This is a genomic window from Pseudomonas gorinensis, assembly GCF_042015035.1.
GTDB classification, from domain to species: Bacteria; Pseudomonadota; Gammaproteobacteria; order Pseudomonadales; family Pseudomonadaceae; genus Aquipseudomonas; species Aquipseudomonas gorinensis.
In genome coordinates this window covers 1,403,247-1,424,241 of the sequence record NZ_CP167125.1, presented here as the reverse complement: position 1 = coordinate 1,424,241, position 20,995 = coordinate 1,403,247, and the positions used below count along the sequence as shown (strand labels likewise).

At 60.1% G+C, this 20,995-nt stretch carries 21 protein-coding genes, 2 pseudogenes and 1 riboswitch; of the genes and pseudogenes, 10 read left to right on the top strand and 13 right to left on the bottom strand.

Going from position 1 to position 20,995, the window contains the following annotated elements; translation table 11 throughout:
- Nucleotides 1–211: 211 nt before the first annotated feature.
- The 4 genes from AB7933_RS06460 to AB7933_RS06445 all read right to left on the bottom strand — a co-directional run bounded on the left by AB7933_RS06460 (nucleotide 212) and on the right by AB7933_RS06445 (nucleotide 6,310).
- Complete coding sequence (locus AB7933_RS06460; RefSeq protein ID WP_024073504.1) at nucleotides 212–1,576, bottom strand: DUF1329 domain-containing protein; 1,365 nt, start codon at nucleotides 1,574–1,576, stop codon at nucleotides 212–214.
- Between the two features lie 28 nt (nucleotides 1,577–1,604).
- Nucleotides 1,605–3,464 carry a DUF1302 domain-containing protein gene (locus AB7933_RS06455; protein ID WP_024073503.1) on the bottom strand — a complete coding sequence of 620 codons (1,860 nt, stop codon included), beginning with the start codon at nucleotides 3,462–3,464 and terminating at the stop codon, nucleotides 1,605–1,607.
- A gap of 330 nt (nucleotides 3,465–3,794) precedes the next feature.
- On the bottom strand, nucleotides 3,795–5,477 hold the full coding sequence (locus tag AB7933_RS06450; RefSeq protein ID WP_024073502.1) for a fatty acid--CoA ligase: 1,683 nt from the start codon (nucleotides 5,475–5,477) through the stop codon (nucleotides 3,795–3,797).
- Nucleotides 5,478–5,677: 200 nt separating this feature from the next.
- Nucleotides 5,678–6,310, bottom strand: coding sequence for a LysE family translocator (locus AB7933_RS06445; RefSeq protein ID WP_041160845.1), 633 nt, complete (start codon nucleotides 6,308–6,310; stop codon nucleotides 5,678–5,680).
- Nucleotides 6,311–6,394: 84 nt separating this feature from the next.
- On the opposite strand from AB7933_RS06445, the gene AB7933_RS06440 reads away from it, so the two are divergent.
- The 3 genes from AB7933_RS06440 (at nucleotide 6,395) to AB7933_RS06430 (ending at nucleotide 9,234) form a co-directional block, all read left to right on the top strand.
- Nucleotides 6,395–7,360 (top strand): 2-hydroxyacid dehydrogenase, encoded by a 966-nt coding sequence (locus tag AB7933_RS06440; protein WP_024073500.1) that lies wholly within the window; start codon nucleotides 6,395–6,397, stop codon nucleotides 7,358–7,360.
- Nucleotides 7,361–7,390: 30 nt separating this feature from the next.
- Complete coding sequence (locus AB7933_RS06435; RefSeq protein ID WP_024073499.1) at nucleotides 7,391–8,389, top strand: class I SAM-dependent methyltransferase; 999 nt, start codon at nucleotides 7,391–7,393, stop codon at nucleotides 8,387–8,389.
- Nucleotides 8,390–8,439: 50 nt separating this feature from the next.
- A riboswitch (yybP-ykoY riboswitch) is annotated at nucleotides 8,440–8,561 on the top strand.
- 88 nt (nucleotides 8,562–8,649) lie between these two features.
- Nucleotides 8,650–9,234: a TMEM165/GDT1 family protein gene (locus AB7933_RS06430; RefSeq protein ID WP_041160844.1), complete on the top strand. Its 585-nt coding sequence runs from the start codon at nucleotides 8,650–8,652 to the stop codon at nucleotides 9,232–9,234.
- A 333-nt stretch (nucleotides 9,235–9,567) separates the two neighbouring features.
- Here AB7933_RS06430 and AB7933_RS06425 read toward each other — a convergent pair whose 3' ends face one another.
- On the bottom strand, nucleotides 9,568–10,386 hold the full coding sequence (locus AB7933_RS06425) for a M48 family metallopeptidase (protein WP_041160843.1): 819 nt from the start codon (nucleotides 10,384–10,386) through the stop codon (nucleotides 9,568–9,570).
- 244 nt (nucleotides 10,387–10,630) lie between these two features.
- On the opposite strand from AB7933_RS06425, the pseudogene AB7933_RS06420 reads away from it, so the two are divergent.
- Both AB7933_RS06420 and AB7933_RS06415 read left to right on the top strand, forming a co-directional pair.
- Nucleotides 10,631–11,911: pseudogene (locus AB7933_RS06420) on the top strand (HAMP domain-containing protein); the annotation flags it as partial.
- A gap of 15 nt (nucleotides 11,912–11,926) precedes the next feature.
- Complete coding sequence (locus tag AB7933_RS06415) at nucleotides 11,927–12,769, top strand: methyl-accepting chemotaxis protein (protein WP_370694637.1); 843 nt, start codon at nucleotides 11,927–11,929, stop codon at nucleotides 12,767–12,769.
- A 69-nt stretch (nucleotides 12,770–12,838) separates the two neighbouring features.
- Here AB7933_RS06415 and AB7933_RS06410 read toward each other — a convergent pair whose 3' ends face one another.
- Genes AB7933_RS06410 through AB7933_RS06400 form a run of 3 tightly spaced genes read right to left on the bottom strand, consistent with a single transcriptional unit; the run spans nucleotide 12,839 to nucleotide 13,951 of the window.
- On the bottom strand, nucleotides 12,839–13,459 hold the full coding sequence (locus tag AB7933_RS06410; protein ID WP_024073495.1) for an SOS response-associated peptidase: 621 nt from the start codon (nucleotides 13,457–13,459) through the stop codon (nucleotides 12,839–12,841).
- 37 nt (nucleotides 13,460–13,496) lie between these two features.
- Nucleotides 13,497–13,757, bottom strand: coding sequence for a putative signal transducing protein (locus AB7933_RS06405; RefSeq protein WP_024073494.1), 261 nt, complete (start codon nucleotides 13,755–13,757; stop codon nucleotides 13,497–13,499).
- 11 nt (nucleotides 13,758–13,768) lie between these two features.
- A complete protein-coding gene (locus AB7933_RS06400; RefSeq protein WP_069075273.1) occupies nucleotides 13,769–13,951 on the bottom strand; it encodes a CPXCG motif-containing cysteine-rich protein in 183 nt (60 codons plus the stop codon).
- A gap of 131 nt (nucleotides 13,952–14,082) precedes the next feature.
- On the opposite strand from AB7933_RS06400, the gene AB7933_RS06395 reads away from it, so the two are divergent.
- Nucleotides 14,083–15,246, top strand: a complete 1,164-nt coding sequence (locus tag AB7933_RS06395) for a 1-acyl-sn-glycerol-3-phosphate acyltransferase (RefSeq protein WP_172831337.1) — start codon at nucleotides 14,083–14,085, stop codon at nucleotides 15,244–15,246.
- Nucleotides 15,247–15,306: 60 nt separating this feature from the next.
- Here AB7933_RS06395 and AB7933_RS06390 read toward each other — a convergent pair whose 3' ends face one another.
- Nucleotides 15,307–15,564, bottom strand: coding sequence for a hypothetical protein (locus AB7933_RS06390; RefSeq protein ID WP_024073492.1), 258 nt, complete (start codon nucleotides 15,562–15,564; stop codon nucleotides 15,307–15,309).
- A 182-nt stretch (nucleotides 15,565–15,746) separates the two neighbouring features.
- Here AB7933_RS06390 and AB7933_RS06385 point away from each other — a divergent pair, with 182 nt between their 5' ends.
- Nucleotides 15,747–15,956 (top strand): hypothetical protein, encoded by a 210-nt coding sequence (locus AB7933_RS06385; protein ID WP_024073491.1) that lies wholly within the window; start codon nucleotides 15,747–15,749, stop codon nucleotides 15,954–15,956.
- Nucleotides 15,957–16,012: 56 nt separating this feature from the next.
- On the opposite strand, the gene AB7933_RS06380 is transcribed toward AB7933_RS06385, so the two are convergent.
- Nucleotides 16,013–16,597, bottom strand: a complete 585-nt coding sequence (locus tag AB7933_RS06380; RefSeq protein WP_024073490.1) for a YajG family lipoprotein — start codon at nucleotides 16,595–16,597, stop codon at nucleotides 16,013–16,015.
- Between the two features lie 193 nt (nucleotides 16,598–16,790).
- Between AB7933_RS06380 and AB7933_RS06375 the strand changes: the two genes are divergently transcribed.
- The 3 genes and pseudogenes from AB7933_RS06375 to AB7933_RS06365 all read left to right on the top strand — a co-directional run.
- Nucleotides 16,791–17,024, top strand: a complete 234-nt coding sequence (locus AB7933_RS06375) for a hypothetical protein (RefSeq protein WP_024073489.1) — start codon at nucleotides 16,791–16,793, stop codon at nucleotides 17,022–17,024.
- 727 nt (nucleotides 17,025–17,751) lie between these two features.
- Entirely contained in the window at nucleotides 17,752–19,260 is a 1,509-nt protein-coding gene (gene mqo, locus AB7933_RS06370) for a malate dehydrogenase (quinone) (protein ID WP_024073488.1), read from the top strand.
- Nucleotides 19,257–19,370, top strand: a pseudogene (locus AB7933_RS06365) (outer membrane lipoprotein carrier protein LolA); the annotation flags it as partial. The gene mqo and the pseudogene AB7933_RS06365, both read left to right, overlap by 4 nt.
- A gap of 61 nt (nucleotides 19,371–19,431) precedes the next feature.
- Here the strand turns inward: AB7933_RS06365 and AB7933_RS06360 are convergent.
- The 3 genes from AB7933_RS06360 to AB7933_RS06350 form a co-directional block, all read right to left on the bottom strand.
- The gene (locus AB7933_RS06360; RefSeq protein ID WP_024073487.1) at nucleotides 19,432–19,719 is read right to left on the bottom strand and encodes a PA4642 family protein; all 288 of its coding nucleotides are present in this window, start codon (nucleotides 19,717–19,719) and stop codon (nucleotides 19,432–19,434) included.
- A gap of 287 nt (nucleotides 19,720–20,006) precedes the next feature.
- Entirely contained in the window at nucleotides 20,007–20,492 is a 486-nt protein-coding gene (locus AB7933_RS06355) for a hypothetical protein (RefSeq protein WP_024073486.1), read from the bottom strand.
- A 35-nt stretch (nucleotides 20,493–20,527) separates the two neighbouring features.
- Nucleotides 20,528–20,995, bottom strand: a complete 468-nt coding sequence (locus AB7933_RS06350; RefSeq protein ID WP_024073485.1) for a WbuC family cupin fold metalloprotein — start codon at nucleotides 20,993–20,995, stop codon at nucleotides 20,528–20,530.

Sequence of the window (20,995 nt, the reverse complement as noted above, 5' to 3'; positions counted from 1 at the left end):
CATTGCAGATGTCCGCAGACTAGCGGTAAAAGCGGAGGGTTTGTAGATCTTTGCAACAATTGACTGAAAATAACTGCGACAAGAAATATCGGCACAACCCAAAAGTGAGAGGGGGCTTGCTCCCGATAGCGGCGGACCAGTCAATGCATGCGCTGACTGCCACATCACTATCGGGAGCAAGCCCCCTCCCACATTGAGGCACTAGTGCAATTTAGCGAACACCGTCCTGGCGCAGGGCCGCGGGGGTGAAATCGCTGGTGGTGGCGGTGAAGCCGAAATCATAGGCCTGCTTCTCTTCGTTCTTCATGCCCAGGGCCAGGTAGCGGCCGGACTGCAGGTCGTAGAGCGTTTCCAGGGCGTACCACGGCACTTGCTTGTCGTAGTAGTTCTCGGCATGGGCTTCGGCGACACGCCACAGTTGGCCGCGACCGTCATAGTGATCGATCACGGCCGCTTGCCAGGTGTCTTCGTCGATGAAGAAGTCACGCTTGGCATAGATGTGGCGCTGGCCTTCCTTCAGGGTCGCGACCACGTGCCAGACGCGGCGCAGCTCATAGCGTGCGAGGTCCTGGTTGATGTGGCCGGCCTTGATGATGTCGACGTACTTGAGCTTAGGATCGTCGATTTTGTAGCTGTTGGAGGCGATGTAGATTTCTTTCTTGCCTTCCAGCTTCCAGTCGTAGCGGTCCGGTGCACCGTTGTACATATCGAGGTTGTCGGAGGTACGCAGGCCATCGGCAGCGGTACCCGGCCCGTCATACGACACCTGCGGCGCGCGGCGCACACGACGCTGGCCGGCGTTGTAGACCCACGCCGAGCGCGGCTCCTTCACCTGGTCCAGGGTTTCATGCACCAACAGCACACCCCCGGCCAGTCGGGCCGGCGCGGTCACTTGCTGCTTGAAGTAGAACAGCACGTTGCCTGGGTTTTTCGGGTCGAAGTCCTTCATTTTGTCGCGGAACACGAACTGGTCTTTGAAATACACCAGGCTGAACGAGCCGTTGGTTTGCGGCGTGGCCTGGGTCACCAGGCGGGTCACGCTGCCGCCGCGATAACGGGTGATGTGGTTCCAGATCACCTCGACGCCGCTTTTCGGGATCGGGAACGGCACGGCGGTTTCAAAGTTTTCCAGGCCGTTACCGCCAGACACCAGGTTGGTGTTGGTGGCGTTCTTCTTGATGGCGGCAAACACATCGGCCGGCACGGTGGCGCCGCGATGGGTCGGGTAGACCGGCATCTTGAAGGTGTCCGGGTAGCGCTTGAACATCGCGTACTGCCCAGGGGCCAGCTTGTCTTTGTACTGCTCGACGTTCTGCGCGGTGATGGTGAATTGCGGTTGTTCACTGGCGTACGGGTTGGCCAGGAAACCACGGGCATCGACCGCGCCGGCATTGGTCGGCAGCGGCGACCACTTAGGAATGGTGCCTGCCGCGTTACCGGCCATTTCGGCGCCCATCGGAGTCAGGGTCGTGCCCAGCTTGGCAGCTTCATCCGCCGAGACTGCCGCCATGACGTTGCTCGCCAGGATCGACAGCCCGAGCACACCGACGTGCAACAGACTTTTAGTTATTTTCATGTTCTGGTCTTCCTGAAATGCAGTGTGCTTAGAAGTTCACGCCGAGGCTCAGAGCAACGAAGTCGCGATCATTCACCGTTGAGAAATCACCGCCGAAGAAGTTGGTGTAGTTCAGGCTGGCGGTGTAGGTGTTCTGGTATTCGGCATCCAGGCCCAAGCTGACGGCTTTGCGGCCCTCTTCGAAGTTGGCGCCCGGACCAGGGGAGTAACCCTTGACGTCATGGGACCACGCCACGTTTGGCTTGAGGTTCACGCCTGCGAAGACGTCCGGGTATTCCCAGATGGCACGTGCGCGGTAGCCCCAGGACGTGGCAGTGGTGAAGCCATCGTTATTGCAGTTGGTATTGAGGCTGGAGGCGTTAGCCAGCCCCCCACCCTGAGCAGTCGAGTTGTTCAGCGTAGTACAGAAACCGCCAGGCAACGTACCAGGGCCGAAGACCGGATCACGCCCGTAACGAGCCTCGGATTTGCTTTCCAATCCCCCCACGTGTGTCACACCGATTTCAGCGACGGTGGTCAAGCGGCTGGCGCCCATCACTTGGTCGAAGAAGTGCGTGAACGTGGTCTGGAACTGGGTGACCTCCTTACGGTTGTAGCCATGCAGATCCTGGCCTGGACTGCCTTTCAACACAGAAGCATTCCCGTAGCCTGGCAGCGGCGTGACACCGGCGTAGAGAATGTCGGTGGTGCTCAATTGCACAGGGGCATTAGGGCGATAGCTCAACTCACCGCTCCATGCTGTGCCTGTCGGCAAGGTGGTGGAGAAGCTCAAACCATAAAGGCGAATGTCTTCAGGGTACTCGATGAAATAGTTGGAATTACCCGCGACAACCAGCGGACGCAACGTGCCTGGAAGCCCGATAGGCCCCGTGTAAGCAGACTGTGGCGCGCCCTGCGCACTGAAAATCGGCGCACGGCTGTGGTAGTTCATGAAGTACGCACCGAACTCCGTGTCCAGCGGCTCGAAGTTGTAATGGAAGGCAACACCGAATTGGCCGCTATCGCGCGCGTCACGATCGGCACCACGACGAACGAGGACGCCCTCGTTATTGACATCCACACCATTGGCGGCAAGACCTGGAAGGACAGCCCCCGGCAAGAAGCGTCGACTGTTGAGTACCCGCAGGTTGTCACTGCAGCCATCGGAAACGACGTCCGGCTGCGAAAAGAACGTACCGCAGTTGTCCGTGACAGTCTGGTCCCACTCCAACTGATAGAACGCTTCCGCCGACAGGTTATCGGTCAAGGTTTGCGACACATAGAACATGTTGACCGGAATCAAGCCTTCCTTGATTTCGGCGCCCGGACGACGGAATGCAGACACATCGATCGGGTTGATGGAGTTGATGCCACCGCCGATGAAGGTGCTTTCCCCCCAGCTCACCACCTGCTTACCGAAGCGCACCGCCCCTGGCTGATCTGCAATCGAATAGTTGTGATAAACGAACGCATCGAGAATCTGGCCGCCAGAAGACTTGGCGCCCTCTTTGCGGTTGTTGTCGCTGATGTCCTTGAACTCCCGGCTTTCATCCTTGAGTTCAAAGTCATACCAGTACTTGCCACGCACAAACACACCGGTATCGCCGTACTTCAGTTCCAGGTCATGAATGCCCTTGAAGATCTTCGAGAACGTCTCGCCGCGCTTGAAGTTCAAGTGGCCGTCATCGGAGGTCTGGGACAAGCCCTTGCCGCCGTTGTTGACGCCGATCAGATCGCGGTTGGGCTTGGCTGTCGACCAACTCGCCCCCACCGACAGCGACGAGTCAAAGCTCCCTTCGATTTCACCGATATTGAAACTGACGCCGAATGCGGGCCCGGCGAGCGTAGAGGCGAGACTGACGGCCAGGGGCAGTCGCGCCCGGCGCCAGAACTGGTTTACTGAGGTCATCGACGCTACTCCATGTGCATTATTGTTATGGCAGTGAGTTCTTTCTGTGATGCATGTAACGGCCGGAATACAACGATTCCAATGCCGCCCGGCAACCGGGCCCCCATGGCCCGAAGCGCAACATCCTTGAAAAACTCTGAAGGGGACTATAGCCAGCAGGGGGTACCGCTTGATCCCTCTAAAGTGTGATTTGCACCACCAACCCGTCTACCACAGCCCTTTCGCCACGCCGACGAAGGCCGGCGCGGAAAGGATGGCTGAAAATGGGCAAATCACAAGTGAAGCGTTGAGATAGAGCGCTGCCGTGCCCCGAGGGCACGGCAAATCACCTCAAAGGGTGGACAGGAACGTACTGTTGTTGGCTTGCCATTCGATGATGTCAATGCGGATACGTTTTTTGTCGAGCTTGCCGACACTGGTCTTGGGAATTTCCGTAACAACGGCGATCTGGCTTGGAATCGCCCACTTGCTCAAATGGCCCAATTCGACAAAAGGCTTGAGGTGTTCCTTGAGCTCGCGGGCCCCTATCACATGGCCATCACGCACCACCAACAGGGCAAACGGGCGCTCGCCCCACTGCGGGTCGGCGATGCCCACCACCGCTACTTCGCGTACCGCCGGGTGGCGGCTGACCAGGTCTTCGAGCGCCAGGGAGGAGATCCACTCGCCGCCCGTCTTGATCACGTCCTTGATGCGGTCGCGGATGTCGATCACGCCAAACGCGTCGAGGGTGGCTACGTCGCCGGTGTGCATCCAGCCACCGTCCCACAGCTCAGCGCCCTTTTGCGGTTCGTTGTAATAACCCTCGGTCAGCCACGGCGCGCGCAGCACCAGTTCGCCCTGGGACTCGCCGTCGGCGGGCAGGAAATTCCCCTCAGCGTCCATGATCGCCGCGTCCACCAAGGGCCCGGGCACGCCGGCCTTGATGCGGTAGGTAGTGCGCTCGTCCTCGGTGCCGGCCATCAGCTCGTCATTGAGGTGGGCACAGGACACCAACGGCCCGGTCTCGGACATGCCGTACGCAGCGGTCAGCTGAATCCCACGGGCCTTGGCCGCTTCATACAGCGTGCGGTTGAGGGCACTGCCGCCGATGACGATTTTCCAGCCGCCAAAATCAACGCCCTGGGCCGCCTTGGCGTTGAGCACCATTTGCAGGATGGTCGGCACACAGTGGGAAAAGGTGACCTTTTCCTTGCGCCACAGCTCCACCAGGTATTCCGGGTCATAGCGGCCGGGGTAGACCTGCTTCAGGCCGAGCATGGTCGCCACATACGGCAGGCCCCAGGCATGCACATGGAACATCGGCGTGATCGGCATATACACATCGTTGGTGCCCAGCAGACGCACGCTGTCGACACAGCCCATGATGGTCGCCACGCCGATGGTGTGCAGCACCAGTTGGCGATGGGTGAAGTACACACCCTTGGGATTGCCGGTGGTACCGGTGGTGTAGAAGGTGGTGGCGACGGAATGTTCGTCGAAATCCTGGAAGTCGTACTTCGGGCTGGCAGCGGCCAACAGGGTTTCGTATTCGCCCACCAGGTTGGGCAGCTCGGCGGTTTTTTCGGCCGCGTCAGTCAGCAGCAACGTCTTGTCGACCGTGGTGAGCTGCCCGGCAATGGCCTGGTAGAGCCCCACGAACTCGCTGTTGACCAGTACGAAGCGGTCCTCGGCGTGGTTCATGGTGTAGAGAATCTGCTCCGGCGACAGGCGCACATTGATGGTGTGGATCACCGCGCCGATCATCGGGATGGCGAACATGCACTCCAGGTAACGGTGACTGTCCCAATCCATCACCGCCACGGTGTCACCGGCCTTGACCCCGGCTTCCGTGAGCACATTGGCCAGGCGCGCGACCCGTTCGATCAGCGTGGGGTAGGTGTAGCGCAGCTTGTCGCGGTAGATGATTTCCCGGGTCTTCTCGTAGCGGGTACCGGACATCAACAGGCGCTTGATCAACAGCGGATATTGGTAGGCGCCTTCGGCGGGCGGGATAACACGGGTCTGCAACATACGAATCCCTTTTTATGACTGCACGGTCTTGGCTTGAAGACCTGCACTTTAGAGAGGTTATGTTTCAGCCAAATCAGCCAAAGGAATGATTTGTAGAGGCAGGGGAATGCTAGCTTTGAGCCATTATTCAGGAGCGATGGAGGTCCAATGTGGGAGGGGGCTTGCTCCCACACTGGATGGGGTTTACTCGAGTACAGCGTTTATTTCGCGCTGGTGAACGCCAGTTTTACCCCAATCGCAATCAACACCGCCCCCATCGTCCGATCAAACCAATGCCCCATCCGCGCAAACCCGGCGCGCACACGCTGCTGGCTGAACAACATCGCCACCAGGCAGAACCACAACGCCGTCGCCATCGCCAGGTACACGCCGTAACCGGCCTGGATCGCCAGCGGCGTGTGCGGGTTGATCACTACGGTGAACAGCGACAGGAAGAACAGCGTGGCCTTGGGGTTCAAGCCGTTGGTGACGAAGCCTGCGGTAAATGCGCCGCGCGGGGTGCGCTCGCCGATTTCGCGGTGTAACTCGCCTTCGGCGACAGGCTTGGCCGGTTGCGCGCGCAGGGCCTTGAAGCCGATGTACAGCAGGTACGCGGCCGCGGCCCATTTCAGTGCGTTGAACAACACGATGGACTGGGACACGATCAGGCCGATGCCGAGCAACGAATAGCCCACATGCAGGAAAATTGCCGAGCCCACGCCCAGCGCGGTCCAAGTCCCGGCGCGACGGCCGTGGGTCACGCTCTCACGTACCACCACCGCAAAATCCGGGCCGGGGCTGGCCACCGCCAACAAGTGAATCAGGGCTACGGTCAAGAACTCGGCGGCGTACATACTCACTCCATTAAGTAACGGATTATTTCATCTGATAGGCTCGGCAGATTACGCCTTCGAACCCTGTCGCAAAAGGTACAGTTGATGACGAACAATCGCCGCGCCGTCTTCCTTGATCACCCCTCCCTGGACCTGGGAGATCTTGACCTCAGTGAGCTGCGCAGTCGTTTCAGCGACTTGCAGCTGTTGACGGGCACTACGCCGCAAAATGTGATCGAACGCCTGCAAGGCGCTCAAGTCGCCATCAGCAACAAAATCCCGCTCAACAGCGAAACCCTCGCGGCCTGCCCGGAGCTCAAGTTGATCCTGGTGTCGGCCACCGGCACCAACAACGTTGACCTGGAGGCCGCCCGCGCCCATGGCGTCACCGTGAGCAACTGCCAGGGCTACGGCACTCCGTCGGTGGCGCAGCACACGATCATGCTGCTGCTCAACCTGGCGACGCGCTTGAAGGACTATCAGCAGGATGTGAGCGCGGGCAAATGGCAGCACGCCAAGCAGTTCTGCCTGCTGGACCACCCTATCGTCGAACTGGAAGGCAAAACCCTTGGCCTGCTGGGCCATGGCGAACTGGGCAGTGCCGTGGCGCGCCTGGCCGAAGCCTTTGGCATGCGCGTGCTACTCGGCGCGATTCCCGGGCGCCCTGCCCGTGCTGATCGCGTGCCGTTGGATGAATTGCTGGCGCAGGTCGATGCGCTGACCTTGCACTGCCCGCTCAATGAACATACCCGCGACTTTATCGGCACCCGCGAACTGGCGCTGCTCAAGCCCGGAGCGTTTGTGGTCAATACCGCACGCGGTGGCTTGATCAACGAACAGGCCCTGGCCGATGCCTTGCGCAGCGGCCACCTGGGTGGCGCGGCGACCGACGTGCTGAGTGTCGAGCCACCGGTCGCCGGCAACCCGCTGCTGGCCAGTGATATCCCACGCTTGATCGTCACGCCGCATAACGCCTGGGGCAGTCGCGAGGCGCGGCAGCGCATCGTTGGCCAATTGGCGGAAAACGCCAGGGGCTTTTTCAGCGGCGCCCCGCTGCGCGTCGTCAGTTGATAAACTGCGCCCCTTTTCAAGGAGCAGACCATGGATCCGCGCAGTGAAGTACTGCTTCGTCAGGCCGAACTTTTTCAAGGCAACCTGTTGCTGGTGGGCTTGCCCGCCGACGACCTGCTCGGTCGCCTGCCCAACGCCCACGGCTGGTGCTGGCATGCCGGCGACCAGGCGGCGCTCGACGCACGCTTCCCGGAGCGCAGCCAGTTTGGCGTGAATGCGCCCGAGCGCGGGTTCGATGCCGCGGTGATCTTCCTGCCCAAGTCCAAGGACCTCACCGACTACCTGCTCAATGCCGTGGCCGCACGCCTGCCCGGCGCCGAGCTGTTTCTGGTGGGCGAGAAAAAAGCCGGTATCGAAAGCGCCGCCAAGCAGATGGCGCCCTTTGGCAAACCGCGCAAGCTCGACAACGCACGGCATTGCCAGCTGTGGCAAGTCACCGTGGCCAATGCGCCCCAGGCGCTCGAGCTGGAGAGCCTGGCACAGGTGTTCGAAGTACCGCTGGCCGAAGGGCCGCTCAAGGTGGTGAGCCTGCCGGGTGTGTTCAGCCACGGCCGTCTGGATCGTGGCACCGAGCTGTTGCTGGAGCATCTGGACAAGCTGCCCAGCGGCCATTTGCTGGACTTCGGTTGCGGCGCCGGTGTGTTGGGGGCGGCGGTAAAGCGTCGCTACCCACACAACACCGTAACGATGCTGGATGTGGACGCCTTCGCCGCCGCCAGCAGTCGCCTCACCCTGGCCGCCAATGGGTTGGAGGCCGAGGTGTTGACCGGTGATGGCATCGACGCCGCACCGATGGGGTTGAACGCCATCTTGAGCAACCCGCCGTTCCATGTCGGGGTGCACACCGATTATTTCGCCACTGAAAACCTGCTGCGAAAAGCGGCAAAACACCTGGCAAAAGGTGGGGAACTTCGCCTGGTTGCGAATAGCTTCCTGAAGTACCAACCGTTGATCGAAGAGCACCTGGGCGTGTGTGCGGTCAAGGCCGAGGGCAATGGTTTTCGCATCTACCGCGCCAAGCGCCCCTGATGGGCATTTGAAAAAGAAGGCTTGCCGAATGGATTTTGCCTAGGCAGAATCCGCTCCGTCCTAGGGGAGTAGTCTCCCACGAGCGCCACGCTCGTCCGGCATACGTCAACATACTTGGTCAACAGGCCATGGCGTATGCGACCCAGGAGTCCGCACAGACGGACCGGGGTTTGACAAGACCTATGACACGCACACCTTACCCGGGGCGGGAAGGCTGTACGTGTCATAGCCGTGTCGACCCGCCCCCTGGAAACTACCTGATGCTGGATTCACTACTCGTTCCTACCGCAATCGTTGCCTTGGCCGAAATCGGCGACAAGACGCAACTGCTCGCACTCATCCTTGCCGCGCGCTTTCGCAAACCCTGGCCGATCATCGCCGGCATCATCGCCGCGACCCTGGCCAACCATGCGGCTGCGGGTGCCGTGGGTGCCTGGTTTGGCAGTTTCTTCTCGGATGCGGTGTTGCACTGGATCCTGGCGGCAAGCTTCTGTGCCACGGCGCTGTGGACCCTGGTGCCGGACAAACTCGATGATGACGAAGCCAGTACCACGCGCAAATTCGGGCCATTCCTGACCACGCTGATTGCGTTTTTCCTTGCAGAAATCGGTGACAAGACACAGATCGCCACAGTGATGCTGGCGGCCCAGTATCCGGAGTTGTGGCTGGTGATCATCGGCACCACCCTGGGCATGTTGATTGCCAACGTCCCGGTGGTTCTGGCGGGGAATTTCGCAGCGGAGAAACTGCCGCTGACGTTGATTCGTCGACTGGCGGCTACGGCGTTCTTTGTCCTGGCGATTGTGGCGGTGTACAAAGCCATGCAGAGCAGCGGCTGGATTTAAGCGATCCACTGTGAAAAGGGGCTTGCCCTAATGCCTGCCAGTGAAGGAGAAACACTGTAACTGTGGCGAGCGGGCTTGCCCCGCGTTGGGCTGCGAAGCAGCCCCAATAAGAGCGCTGTAGGGTGCCAGGCAGCTCCGGGGTTGTGTTTTGGGGCTGCTGCGCAGCCCAACGCGGGGCAAGCCCGCTCGCCACAGGTTGCTGTTTGCCCGTTCTATCTCTTAACTGACAGGTGTTAGGGCTTGCCCACCATTGCGGTGCGCCAGTCGATATCTCCACTGGCTTTACACCGCTATCGGGGGCAAGCCCCCTCCCACATTTAGACCTTCACAGGATCAAGATTTTTTGGCCTGCTGGTAGAGCGGCATCACCTTCGGAATCGCTGCCTGCAACGAGGCGATCCGGCTGTCGGAGGCCGGGTGAGTGCTCATGAATTCCGGTGGCGCGCCTTCCGAAGCCTTGGCCATCTTGTTCCATAGCGTGATGGCCGCATTCGGGTTGTAGCCCGCGCGGGCCGCCAGTTCCAGGCCGATCAGGTCTGCTTCGTTCTCATTGCTGCGGCTGTTAGGCAAGGTCATGCCGTAGTTGGCCACGGTGTCGGCCAGCGCCAGGCTGTCCTGGCCCAGGCCGAACAACGCACCGGCGCCCTGCTTGGCCATTTCGATGCCGTAGGCCTTGGACATGGCTTCACGTCCATGCTCGCGCAAGGCGTGGGCGATTTCATGGCCCATCACTGCGGCCAACTCGTCATCGGTGAGCTTGAGGTTGTCGATCAAGGCGCTGTACACGAAGATCTTGCCGCCAGGCCCGCAGTTGGCGTTCATTTCATCGCTCTTGATCAGGTTGACTTCCCACTTCCACTGCGCCGCATCCGGGCGGAAGGTGGGCGCCTGGGCGATCAGGCGGTTGGCGATAGCCTGCACGCGCTTGGCGTTGGCACTGGTCTTGTCCAACTGGCCTTTGCTACTGGCTTCGCCCAGGGTCTGCTGATAGGACTGCGCATACATCTGGTCGACTTCCTGGCTCGACAGCATGCTGAACATATATTGCTTGCGCTCAACCCCAACGGCGCCACCGCTGGTGGTGTTGACCGATTGACACCCGGCCAGCAGTACCGCTGCTGCCAACACACTTACGGCCAATGATTTCTTCATCAACATACTCTCCCTGAAAAAAAGCCCTGAAAACATGGCGCGTATCGTAGGCGGTGAATTGTATCGACGCCAGATACACCAGACGTGTAGCCGCTAAATTTCAGATACATCCCACACCCCGACAACGGCGGCAAGCATTCCATTTGCGACAGCTCGCATTAATTCGTGGAGCAAACCCTCATGCCTCCCGCGTCCATGGCCGATATAAACAAGCAGCCCTTCCCCCCCTGCGCCTGGAGCCTTCATGAAGTTCAAGTCGATTCAGTTTTCCGTCGCCGCACTGGCCGGGGCCATTGTGCTGAGTGTGGTCGCCGTGCTGGTGCTCTACGCCTTGTTTGCCGGCGCCCGCACACAGGAGATGGTGCAGGCCCGCACCCAGGCACAGTTCGAGCAGATCATCGAACAGCGCCTCACTGCATTGGCGCAAACCCAGGCCACATTGATCCAGCGAGAACTGGAGGCGCCCCTGGTGACAGCAAGAAGCCTGGCCACCACCAACGCCCTGCTCGGCATGAAAGACGCCAAAGGCGATGCCGCCTTGCAAATTGGCCGCGAACAACTGATCAACCTGCTGCACGAAACCGTGGTGCGCAACCCGAAAATCCTCGGCGCCTATATCGGCTGGGAACCCAATGCGATCGATCACAACGACGCTGCCTACGTGAAAAGCCCCATCGTCGGCATGGGTGTCGACGGCCGCTTCATTCCTTGGTGGTATCGCAACGCGGATGGCAGCCTCGGCCTGGACAAGCTCGCCGATGTCGCCGATCAGAAGATGCTGTCCACGGGCGTGCGCGCCAGCGAGTACTACCTGTGCTCCAAGGAAAGCAAAAAGCCCTGCGCCATCGACCCCGCACCTTACAAGGTCGGCAACGCCATGGTGATGCTGGCTTCGTTTATCGAACCGATCATGATTGACGGCGCCTTCCAGGGCATCGTCGGTGCCGACCTGTCGGTGAACTTCATCCAGGACATGCTCACCAGCGCGGATCAAAAACTCTACAACGGAGCCGGTGAACTGGCACTGATCTCCAGCAACGGACGCCTGGTGGCGTCTACCAAGGACCCCAGCAAGCTCGGTGAAAAAGCCTCCGACCTGCTCGACGGCAACGAACTGGCCAATCTCAATCAACTGAAAGTCGGCGAAGTGCGGTACGACATCGACCATGAGCACGGGCATATCGAACTGTTCCTGCCGTTCAACATCGGTCAGACCGACGCGCGCTGGACCCTGATGATGCAGTTACCCCTGAGCGCCGTCATGGCCGAACTGCAAACACTGCAAAGCGACCTGGATACCCAGCGCAAGACCGATATCTTCGGCATGACCATGGTCGGCCTGTTGATTGCTGGCATTGGCTTGCTGGTGATCTGGCTGGTAGGTCACGGCATCGCTCGCCCACTCAAGCAAATGGTGGCGATGCTCAACGACATCGCCCAGGGCGAAGGCGACCTCACGCGGCGCCTGACCAGTGATCGCGCCGATGAACTGGGCGCGATTGCCACCGGCTTCAATACTTTCCTGATCAAGCTGCAGGGCATGATCACCCAGGTGGTGAGTTCGGTGCAGAAGGTCAGCGACTCTTCGGAACACACTGCCGACATCGCGATTCGCACCAACCAGGGCGTGCATAAACAGATGGTCGAGATCGACCAGGTCGCCACCGCGGTGCACGAAATGACCGCCACCGCCCAGGACGTAGCGCGTAACGCGACCCAGGCTGCGCAAGCGGCCAACCACGCTGACCAGGCCGCGAGCCAAGGCATGCGCATTGTGCGCGACACCTCGAGCTCGATCGGCGCACTCGCCCAAGAAATCGGCAAGGCCGTGGGCGTGGTGCAAACCCTGGCCAAGGACAGCGAGAACATCAACGCGATCCTCACAGCCATTCGTGGGATTGCCGAACAGACCAACCTGCTGGCGCTCAATGCGGCGATTGAAGCGGCACGGGCCGGCGAGCAAGGCCGTGGGTTTGCCGTCGTGGCAGATGAAGTGCGTAACCTGGCGCAAAAGACCCAGAAGGCCACCGAAGAAATCCAGGCCATGATCCAGCAGTTGCAGCAAGGTACGCGAGAAGTGGTGCGCGTGATGGAAGACAGCCAGAACCGTACCGACGAAAGCGTGCAGCACGCCGCCAAGGCCGCCGAAGCACTGGAGACCATTACCCAGGCGGTGTCGGTGATCAACGACATGAACACCCAGATCGCCAGCGCTGCCGAAGAGCAGAGCGCGGTGGCCGAGGACATCAATCGCAATGTGATCAATATTGGCCAAGTGGCCAATGAAGTGGCGGGCGGTGCGGATGAGTCGAGTGCGGCCAGTGCGGATTTGACCAAACTGGCGGAGCAGCAGCGGCGCTTGATCAATCAGTTCAAGGTTTAAGCTTTTCGGCGATCTTGAGCGGCCTATCGCGGGCATTGCTCGCGATGAGGCCGCAGATCACTCACAGGCTCAACCCGGCGTCAGGCACTCCGGGCCATTGAGCTTCGGATCGTTCACCATATTGGCCAGTACCCGCTCGCGCAACGCGGTCGGCTCACTGGCCAACAAGCCCTGCAACACATGCAACGGTGTTTCAGGATCGAGCCAGGCCTCCTGCCCCGCCGCATCCAGAATCAACGGCCGGCGCTGGCTCTGCGCCGCCTGGGTCACCACTGCCGTGCTCAGCCACACCTGTTCCTGCACCGGATAGGCTTCCCAGATCGCCGCAAAAAACAGCGTCGAACCCTCGCCCGGTGTCAGCCAGTACGGGCGCTTGCGCTGGGTGCCGCGCCATTCGTAGAAACCGTTGGCCGGCAGCAGGCAACGACGCTGGCGAAAGGCCTCGCGAAACATCGGTTGCTCGGCCAGGGTTTCGGCACGGGCATGGGCCGGGGTGCGGGAAAGGTCGGTCAGCCACGCTGGGGTCAGGCCCCAGCGGGCGCGGGCCAGGGTGCGCTGGCCGTCGGTGGCGCGCTGGATCAGCACCGAATCATTCGGGGAGATGTTCCACTGGGCCTGCTGGTCTGCCGGAAAACCCGGCAAGGCAGCAAATGAGGGGTTCCAGCGAAACAGGGCATAACGTCCACACATGGGGCAACACGACTCTTGGGGTAAACCGACCGACAGCCTAACAGACCAACACGTCGGGGAAGCTGTCGGGTTCATCGCCGGGCAGCGGTTGCGCGCCGTTATAAGCGGTGATCAGCTCGCGAGCATACGCGGCCTGGTCATTATCCACTTCCAAACCCAGCAGCCCGAAAATCGGCAATTCGCCGGTGCCGCCGAGCAAATGCCGCCCCACCAGGTGCGCCTCGACGCCCTCGCTGGCGAGCATCTGTTGCAGCAGCTCGCCTTCCATCAGGTTTTCCGGTTCGTAGATTCGCTGCATGGGCGCCCCCGTTATTCGTTTTCGCTGCGCGTTTCCAGCATCCATTCGTCACCATGGACCTGCAGATTGAAAGTGACCGGGCGGCAGCACACCTGGCAGTCTTCGATATAGGTCTGATCACCCCCCGACAGATCCACCGTTGTCTCGACCTCTTCACCACAATAAGGACAATCGTACGTCGCATCTTCCAGCATCGCGGTCTCCCAAGTGACTTGTGCGTATAATCGCCGGTCTATTTACAGGGCTATTCACGGCAGAGCCAATATTGCGGCCGCACCCTGGTATTTCCTCTACTTACCCTAGCCGTTTCTAACAAGAGAGCATGATGGGCGAATTCGATACCATCCGACCTTACAACGACAGCGAAGTCCCGGCAGTACTGGACCGGCTGTTCAGTGACAAGGCCTTTCTGGACATCCTGACCCACTTCCGCTTCCCGCGCTTTGCCGGCGCCCTGGGCTGGCTGCTCAAGCCGATGATCGCCCGCAAGCTGCGCCGCGAATTCGCCGGTGTGACCACCGTGGCCACGCTGCAGGACAAAGTCGAGTACTACGTCGACCACACCATTGACCGGGCGACCGACGGCGTGACCTACACCGGCGTCGAGCAACTCAAGTCGGGCACCGCCTACGTATTCCTGGCCAACCACCGCGATATCGTGATGGACCCGGCCTTCGTCAACTACGCCGTGTACCACGCCGGCCTGCCGACACCGCGCATCGCCATCGGCGACAACCTGCTGCAAAAGCCATTTGTCAGCGACCTGATGCGCTTGAACAAGAGCTTTATCGTGCACCGCTCGATCACTGGGCGAAAAGAAAAAATGGCGGCCTATCAGCTGCTGTCGGCGTACATCAACCATTCGATCCGCAACGACTGCCAGTCGATCTGGATCGCCCAGGCCGAAGGCCGCGCCAAGGATGGGGATGACCGCACCGAATCGGCGATCCTGAAGATGTTCCACGTCAGCCGCAAGGACGAGCCGTTTGCCGAGGTGATCCAGTCGTTGAACCTGACGCCGGTGTCGATCAGCTACGAATACGACCCCTGCGATGCTGCCAAGGCCCGCGAACTGTACATCCGCGCCACCACCGGCACCTACTGCAAGGCGCCGGGCGAGGACGATGTGAGCATTGCGCTGGGCATCACCGGCTACAAGGGTCGTGTGCATGTGAACTTCGCGGCGCCGATCACCGAGCGTTTCGAAGATACCAAGCTGCTCGCGGCGGAAATGGACCGGCAGATCCTCGGGGGCTATCGCTTGTTCCCGGTGCACTACCTGGCGTACGCCCAGTGGAGCGACGCCGACCCACAATTGCAGGTGCCCACGGCGGCAGATGTCTTCCCGGCGGACGAACTGGCCAAGGCAAAAGCCGAGTGGGAACGGCGCTTGAATGAATGCCCGGCCGAGCACCGGCCGTTCCTGGTGGTGCAATATGCAACGCCCGTTCGCAACCAGTACCGCGTTAAAGCCGGAATCCCCCTGTAAACACCGAAACAAAAAGGTGGGAGGGGGCAAGCCCCCTCCCACTGGTGTTTTGTGGTGTTTTTACAGGTGGGTGCTGAGCCAGGACATGGCCAGCGACAGTCCCAGGCAGGCAAAGCCAATGCGATAGGCCAGGCGATGCGCCCGTTCGGTGCGCACATCCAGAAACAGCATCGGTTGGTCGATTGCGCGCTCTTCGCTCTGCGCAGCCAGGTCGGCCATCGCACGCTGCTCGCGAAAGCGGGTAATGAACAGCAGCACTGCACCCGGGCAGGCCACTAATAAGGCAACAGCATTGATCAGCAGTGCGGGCAGTGCCATCACACACCTCGGTGAATCAGTATTCTGGTATCCATTCAGATACAAACCTGAAGGATAGTCACCTCCTGCGCCGTCCAACTCCTTCCTCCATTGACGGCTAATGTATCCAGTAATTTACGGCGTCACCTGAACGTCACCTTAACAGGCCACTCTGTTGCCCTTCGAACGCTCGGGAGCTTGTCATGTTGCACGCGCAGAACCAGGATCGGCTGTATCTGATCGCCCAAAGCGATGAGCAGGAGGCGCTGGTCGACGGCCTGGCATTCAACGTCCAGGACCGCCACTGGCTGGTGTATTGCGCCCTTGGCGGGCATCAACATGCAGACTTGCCGGAGGCTGATTTGCTGACGGGGGTGAGCCTGCTGGACTTTTGTATCGACACCGCAGCCTGAAACCGAAGGCATAAAAAAACCGGGCCCAGCGATGGGCCCGGTTTTTTATTGAGCGGTTATTGCGAGCTGAGCAAGGAGCCGATGCTTGGGTCCTTGAACAGACGGGTCAGGGCGTCGCTGAGCACATCGCTGACCAGCTTGGTATTGGTCTCCTGGTTCGGCGCCATGCCAAAGCGCTGATTGAGGGACGCACCATAACGGCCGCTGTAGCGACGGGTGCCGGCAGTGACGTCAGACTTGAACGTCGCGCCAATAGAGGCTTCGGTCACATACAGGCCGTCCTTGGGCGACTGGTACTTCAGCTCGGCCAGGGTGATGGTCAACTGAGGGGCGCCCGGCGAATTGGCCGGGGTAAAACCCAGCAGGCGCACGGCGGCTTCGGCCTGGGCTTGCAGCTTGGGCAGCACGTCTGCAGCGTTCACCGACACCAGTGCGGTCTCCGGGTACAAGCCGCCACGGGAGCCCAGGGTGGGTGATGGACGACCGTCCACTACACGCACCGACACCGGCTGGCCGTGCCCCACGGGCGCCAACTGCGTGGTGATTATCGGCTGCGGGCTGAGTTGTTGCGGGCTGTTGGCGCAGCCAACCAGGGTCAAACTGGTCACAGTGATCAAACCGAACAACAGGCGTTGCAACATGCTCTTCTCTCCAGAAATCGAGTACCGACAGCGCGGCAGTATAGCGGGCGGCCATTGCCGGGAACTAGCGCCAGTTACAACCTATGACCCGCTGGCGATGTAGCGGTTCGGTGTCACAGATATGTCACCGCTGATACACGAGTGCGTCATCGTGGGCGCGCATGCTTGGTTTCAATCCAAGGAGGTCGATCCCATGCATTTTCTCTGGTCACTGTTCTCTCGCAAGCCCGCCCTTCGCCAGTTTGCCCTGCTCGATGCCCAAGGCCGCTGCCAGGCCTTCAAAGAGTGCAGCCTGCCGCCGGTCGGCGAAGGTTGGGTGGAAATCGACGAAATTCGCTTGAGCTGGATGCACCACCCCTTGCCAGCGCGCGCGCGCATCAGCCAGCGCCCTGCGCAGTCGCCAAGTCACCAGCCGTTGGCCGCCTGACCGAACACCTAATAAAAGTCATAAAACACGCCCATTTCCTTAGCGTTCTTCGCTACAATCTCCCCCCGATTATAAGGACGTCTCCTGATCGGGCCTCGCAGCATCGTTAATGCCTCGGTATTAACCCCCAAGAATCGCCCACAGAGAGCCGCCCACACAGATCGAGTGAAGCTGGCGCGCTTGCTGTTTTCCTTGCAAACCACCCTTCTTTACCGAATCTGCCAGAGCTGCCATTGCGCTCGGCCACTTGAGTTGTTTGCCCGTTTTGCCGCATGTCGGCAGAGGTGTCGCGGGCCAGGTGCCAGACTGGGCAGCCCTTTTTTGAGGTTCACGTCTTCAAAAGAGCGTGAAAAAACGGGTTTTCACAACTTCACAAGAGTGTGGCGAGCAAATGAATAGTTTGGCGTTTGTACAAGCACCATCAGCGTCTGGAACAGCCCAACCACACAGGAACGAGCACGCCTCAAAAACGCTGGCTTGATCCTGTCCGCTACGGATTGGTTGCACGAATCGCACGCTTTGACCATAAGTCGAATTGCCACAGGCGCCCATGAATGCGTTCATAGGCAGATTAGCCCGGCAGGAAGCGTGCGCTGAAGTTGCAAAGAATTGCGAATCGGACATGGCGATCCTGGCCATGGGTAACCTGGGGCAACACGTGAACCGCCCCGTCACTCCTGGCAGCCATGCCGTCAATTTGGTGCTGCAGATTTTGGAGACGCGTTAAATGGCGCATAACGAAGCAGTCGACGTAGTACTGGTAGGGGCCGGCATCATGAGTGCCACCCTGGCCGTACTGCTCAAAGAGCTCGACCCCGGCCTCAAGCTGGAAGTCGTTGAGCTGATGGATTCGGGTGCCGCGGAAAGTTCCAACCCGTGGAACAACGCCGGTACCGGTCATGCTGGCCTGTGTGAGCTCAACTACACCCCCCAGGCCGCCGATGGTTCCATCGACATCAAGAAAGCCGTGCACATCAACACCCAGTTCGAGGTGTCGAAGCAGTTCTGGGCGTACCTGACCAAAAAAGGCACCTTTGGCTCGTCCAAGTCCTTTATCAGCCCGGTGCCGCACCTGAGCTTCGTTCAGGGCGAAAAAGGCGTGTCTTTCCTCAAGAAGCGCTTTGAAACCCTCAGCCAGCACCACGCGTTCTCGGATATGCACTACACCGAAGACCGCAGCGAGATGGCCGAGTGGATGCCGCTGATGATGCCAGGCCGCCCGCTGGACGAAAAAATCGCGGCAACCCGTGTCGTGAACGGCACCGACGTCAACTTCGGCGCCCTCACCAACCAACTGCTCAGCCACCTGACCAGCTCGGCGGACGCCCAGGTCAAGTACTGCAAGCGCGTGACCGGCCTCAAGCGCAACGGCGCGGGCTGGACTGTGAGCATCAAGGACGTCAACAGCGGCAACAGCCGTGATGTGGACGCCAAGTTCGTGTTCCTCGGCGCCGGTGGTGCGGCCCTGCCCCTGCTGCAAGCCTCGGGTATCGAAGAGAGCAAAGGTTTTGGCGGCTTCCCGGTCAGCGGGCAGTGGCTGCGTTGCGACAACCCGGAAGTGGTCAAGCACCACCAGGCCAAGGTCTACAGCCAGGCCGCGGTGGGTTCGCCACCGATGTCCGTGCCGCACCTGGACACCCGCGTGGTCGATGGCAAGAAGTCCCTGCTGTTCGGGCCTTACGCCGGCTTTACCACCAAGTTCCTCAAGCATGGCTCGTTCCTCGACCTGCCGCTGTCCGTGCGCGCCGGCAACATCGGGCCGATGCTGGCCGTGGCACGGGACAACATGGACCTCACCAAGTACCTGGTCAGCGAAGTGATGCAGTCCATGGAGCAGCGCCTTGAATCCCTGCGCCGCTTCTACCCGGAAGCCAAAGCCGAGGACTGGCGCCTGGAAGTGGCCGGCCAACGCGTGCAGATCATCAAGAAAGATCCGAAGAAAGGCGGCGTGCTGCAATTCGGCACCGAACTGGTCGCAGCCAAGGACGGTTCGTTGGCGGCGCTTTTGGGTGCTTCTCCTGGCGCGTCGGTAACGGTGTCGATCATGCTGGAACTGATCGAGCGCTGCTTCCCGGAAAAAACTGCCGGCGAATGGGCCACCAAGCTGCATGAGATCTTCCCGGCCCGGGAAAAAGTGTTGGAAACCGATGCTGAGCTGTATCGCAAGATCAATGCGCAGAACAACATCAGCCTGGAGCTTGTAGAGCAAAGCAACGAGGCTGAAAGCTACGCTTGATCGCCCCTGTAGGAGCGAGCTTGCTCGCGAAAATCGTCAACGATAATGCGGGGCACCTGATTAAACGGGGTGCCCTTGCGTTCTTCGCGAGCAAGCTCGCTCCTACAGTTAAAAGCAAAAACGCCCCGCTCTCAGGCTGAGAGCGGGGCGTTTTTTTATGCCTCGCAAGCGTCAGCCGCGGGCGTTGTCGATCAGCTCGATGTACTCGGCGGCGTTGCGCTGGTCCTTGATCAGGTCGACAAAGGTCCGGCCATGCTCGTCCTTGCCGTCCAGGTCCAGGCCAGCAGCCTTGAAGAAGCCCAGGAAGCGTTCGAAATCGTCGATACGCAGGCCACGATAGGCCTTGATCAGTTTGTGCAGGGACGGTGAAGTCGCGTCAACTGGCTCGAAGTCCAGGAACAACTTGATTTGATCGTCGCCGATTTCGTCGCCAATCACCTGTTTCTTATCTTTACGCATTACCGACTCCAGCCTGCAGACATTTACACGGGGTTTGAAGTCTACCTGCGAGGCGCGGGCTTCGAAAGCGCTGAAGAACCAATGTGGTGGCAGTGGATCAGCCACAGATGCATCAACTGACAGGCCCTCATCGGGGGCAAGCCCCCTCCCACATTTTTAATCGAGTACACCAGTACAACTCCCGTTGCTCCAAGACCGCAAAAGCCAACTGAGGCCTACCTGATGAATGCAGATCAAACTGTGGGAGGGGGCTTGCCCCCTCCCACATTGGTTCTTCAGTATTTTTGCTATTTGGTACGAACAGCCCCGGTATGCAAATCCGCCCAGATATGCCCATTGGCGTAACTGAGGAACTGCACATATACCGTGTCATTGCGCAGCAAGTCGACAATCACTCGGTACTGGGTCACCGGGTACGACAGGGTCAAGGTTTTACTCTTGTCATCGTATGCCGGCTTTTTCAGGCTTTTGCTTTCGGCATCGAAATTGAGGACCACCTGGGCGATGGTCGCGCCCTTGTTCAAGGACTTGCCCTTGAGTCGAATCATCAACGGAGAGGTCACCGGAATCGGCTGCTGGGTGGATTGACGCTGGTTACCCACCACCACTGCATATTCGGTAATTTGCAGCAGTTGCTGCTGGTCAGGCGCTTCGGCGCGCAAGGCCAGGTCGTCCGGCGGCAGGAATTGACTGTGCATCGGCGCAGGCGCGGCGGCCAGGGGCAGGCTCAAGGTCAGCGCCAGGGCGGCGCAGGTGCGTATCAACAGGCTCATGGGCCGCTCCGCAGAAGATGGCCCAGCACTGTAGCTCAATCGAAGTGGGCAAGCATCCAGCGTTGATACTGCGCCACATCGGCATCGCCTTCGCGGGGCGCCCAGTCAGCCAGTTCACCCTCACCAACCGGCCGATAGGGCCCGGCCTTGCACTCGAACATCACGGTATCGGGCTCCAGCACCACCAAGCCATGGAAAACACCCGGTGGCAGATCCACTCCCGAACACTCACCGCCCGCCTGCATCACACGCTGGGCAAGCACCTCGCCGGCCTCGCTGAACACCAACAAGCCCAGGCGCCCCTTGAGCACGAGCAGCGTTTCAGCCTTGTCCGCGCTCAGGTGACGGTGAGGGGGTACATACGTATCGGGTTGCAGGCCCACCGCCAGGCGATGGCACGGCTCTTCCATCTGATGGAAGTTATGGTGGTGCCGGCCACGGGAGCTGGCGGCCGCTTTCTCGGCCAACTCGGCAAACAACGTCTGGTCAAGAAAGCGAGTCAT

Coding starts and splice junctions, on each gene's coding strand:
- AB7933_RS06395 (WP_172831337.1), top strand. CDS start 14,083: ATGGGCGAATTCGATACCATCCGACCTTACAACGACAGCGAAGTCCCG.
- mqo (WP_024073488.1), top strand. CDS start 17,752: ATGGCGCATAACGAAGCAGTCGACGTAGTACTGGTAGGGGCCGGCATC.
- AB7933_RS06410 (WP_024073495.1), bottom strand. CDS start 13,459: ATGTGTGGACGTTATGCCCTGTTTCGCTGGAACCCCTCATTTGCTGCC.
- AB7933_RS06450 (WP_024073502.1), bottom strand. CDS start 5,477: ATGTTGCAGACCCGTGTTATCCCGCCCGCCGAAGGCGCCTACCAATAT.
- AB7933_RS06355 (WP_024073486.1), bottom strand. CDS start 20,492: ATGAGCCTGTTGATACGCACCTGCGCCGCCCTGGCGCTGACCTTGAGC.
- AB7933_RS06440 (WP_024073500.1), top strand. CDS start 6,395: ATGACGAACAATCGCCGCGCCGTCTTCCTTGATCACCCCTCCCTGGAC.
- AB7933_RS06385 (WP_024073491.1), top strand. CDS start 15,747: ATGTTGCACGCGCAGAACCAGGATCGGCTGTATCTGATCGCCCAAAGC.
- AB7933_RS06430 (WP_041160844.1), top strand. CDS start 8,650: ATGCTGGATTCACTACTCGTTCCTACCGCAATCGTTGCCTTGGCCGAA.
- AB7933_RS06350 (WP_024073485.1), bottom strand. CDS start 20,995: ATGACTCGCTTTCTTGACCAGACGTTGTTTGCCGAGTTGGCCGAGAAA.
- AB7933_RS06360 (WP_024073487.1), bottom strand. CDS start 19,719: ATGCGTAAAGATAAGAAACAGGTGATTGGCGACGAAATCGGCGACGAT.
- AB7933_RS06460 (WP_024073504.1), bottom strand. CDS start 1,576: ATGAAAATAACTAAAAGTCTGTTGCACGTCGGTGTGCTCGGGCTGTCG.
- AB7933_RS06415 (WP_370694637.1), top strand. CDS start 11,927: ATGATCACCCAGGTGGTGAGTTCGGTGCAGAAGGTCAGCGACTCTTCG.
- AB7933_RS06375 (WP_024073489.1), top strand. CDS start 16,791: ATGCATTTTCTCTGGTCACTGTTCTCTCGCAAGCCCGCCCTTCGCCAG.
- AB7933_RS06390 (WP_024073492.1), bottom strand. CDS start 15,564: ATGGCACTGCCCGCACTGCTGATCAATGCTGTTGCCTTATTAGTGGCC.
- AB7933_RS06400 (WP_069075273.1), bottom strand. CDS start 13,951: ATGCTGGAAGATGCGACGTACGATTGTCCTTATTGTGGTGAAGAGGTC.
- AB7933_RS06445 (WP_041160845.1), bottom strand. CDS start 6,310: ATGTACGCCGCCGAGTTCTTGACCGTAGCCCTGATTCACTTGTTGGCG.
- AB7933_RS06425 (WP_041160843.1), bottom strand. CDS start 10,386: ATGAAGAAATCATTGGCCGTAAGTGTGTTGGCAGCAGCGGTACTGCTG.
- AB7933_RS06455 (WP_024073503.1), bottom strand. CDS start 3,464: ATGACCTCAGTAAACCAGTTCTGGCGCCGGGCGCGACTGCCCCTGGCC.
- AB7933_RS06405 (WP_024073494.1), bottom strand. CDS start 13,757: ATGCAGCGAATCTACGAACCGGAAAACCTGATGGAAGGCGAGCTGCTG.
- AB7933_RS06435 (WP_024073499.1), top strand. CDS start 7,391: ATGGATCCGCGCAGTGAAGTACTGCTTCGTCAGGCCGAACTTTTTCAA.
- AB7933_RS06380 (WP_024073490.1), bottom strand. CDS start 16,597: ATGTTGCAACGCCTGTTGTTCGGTTTGATCACTGTGACCAGTTTGACC.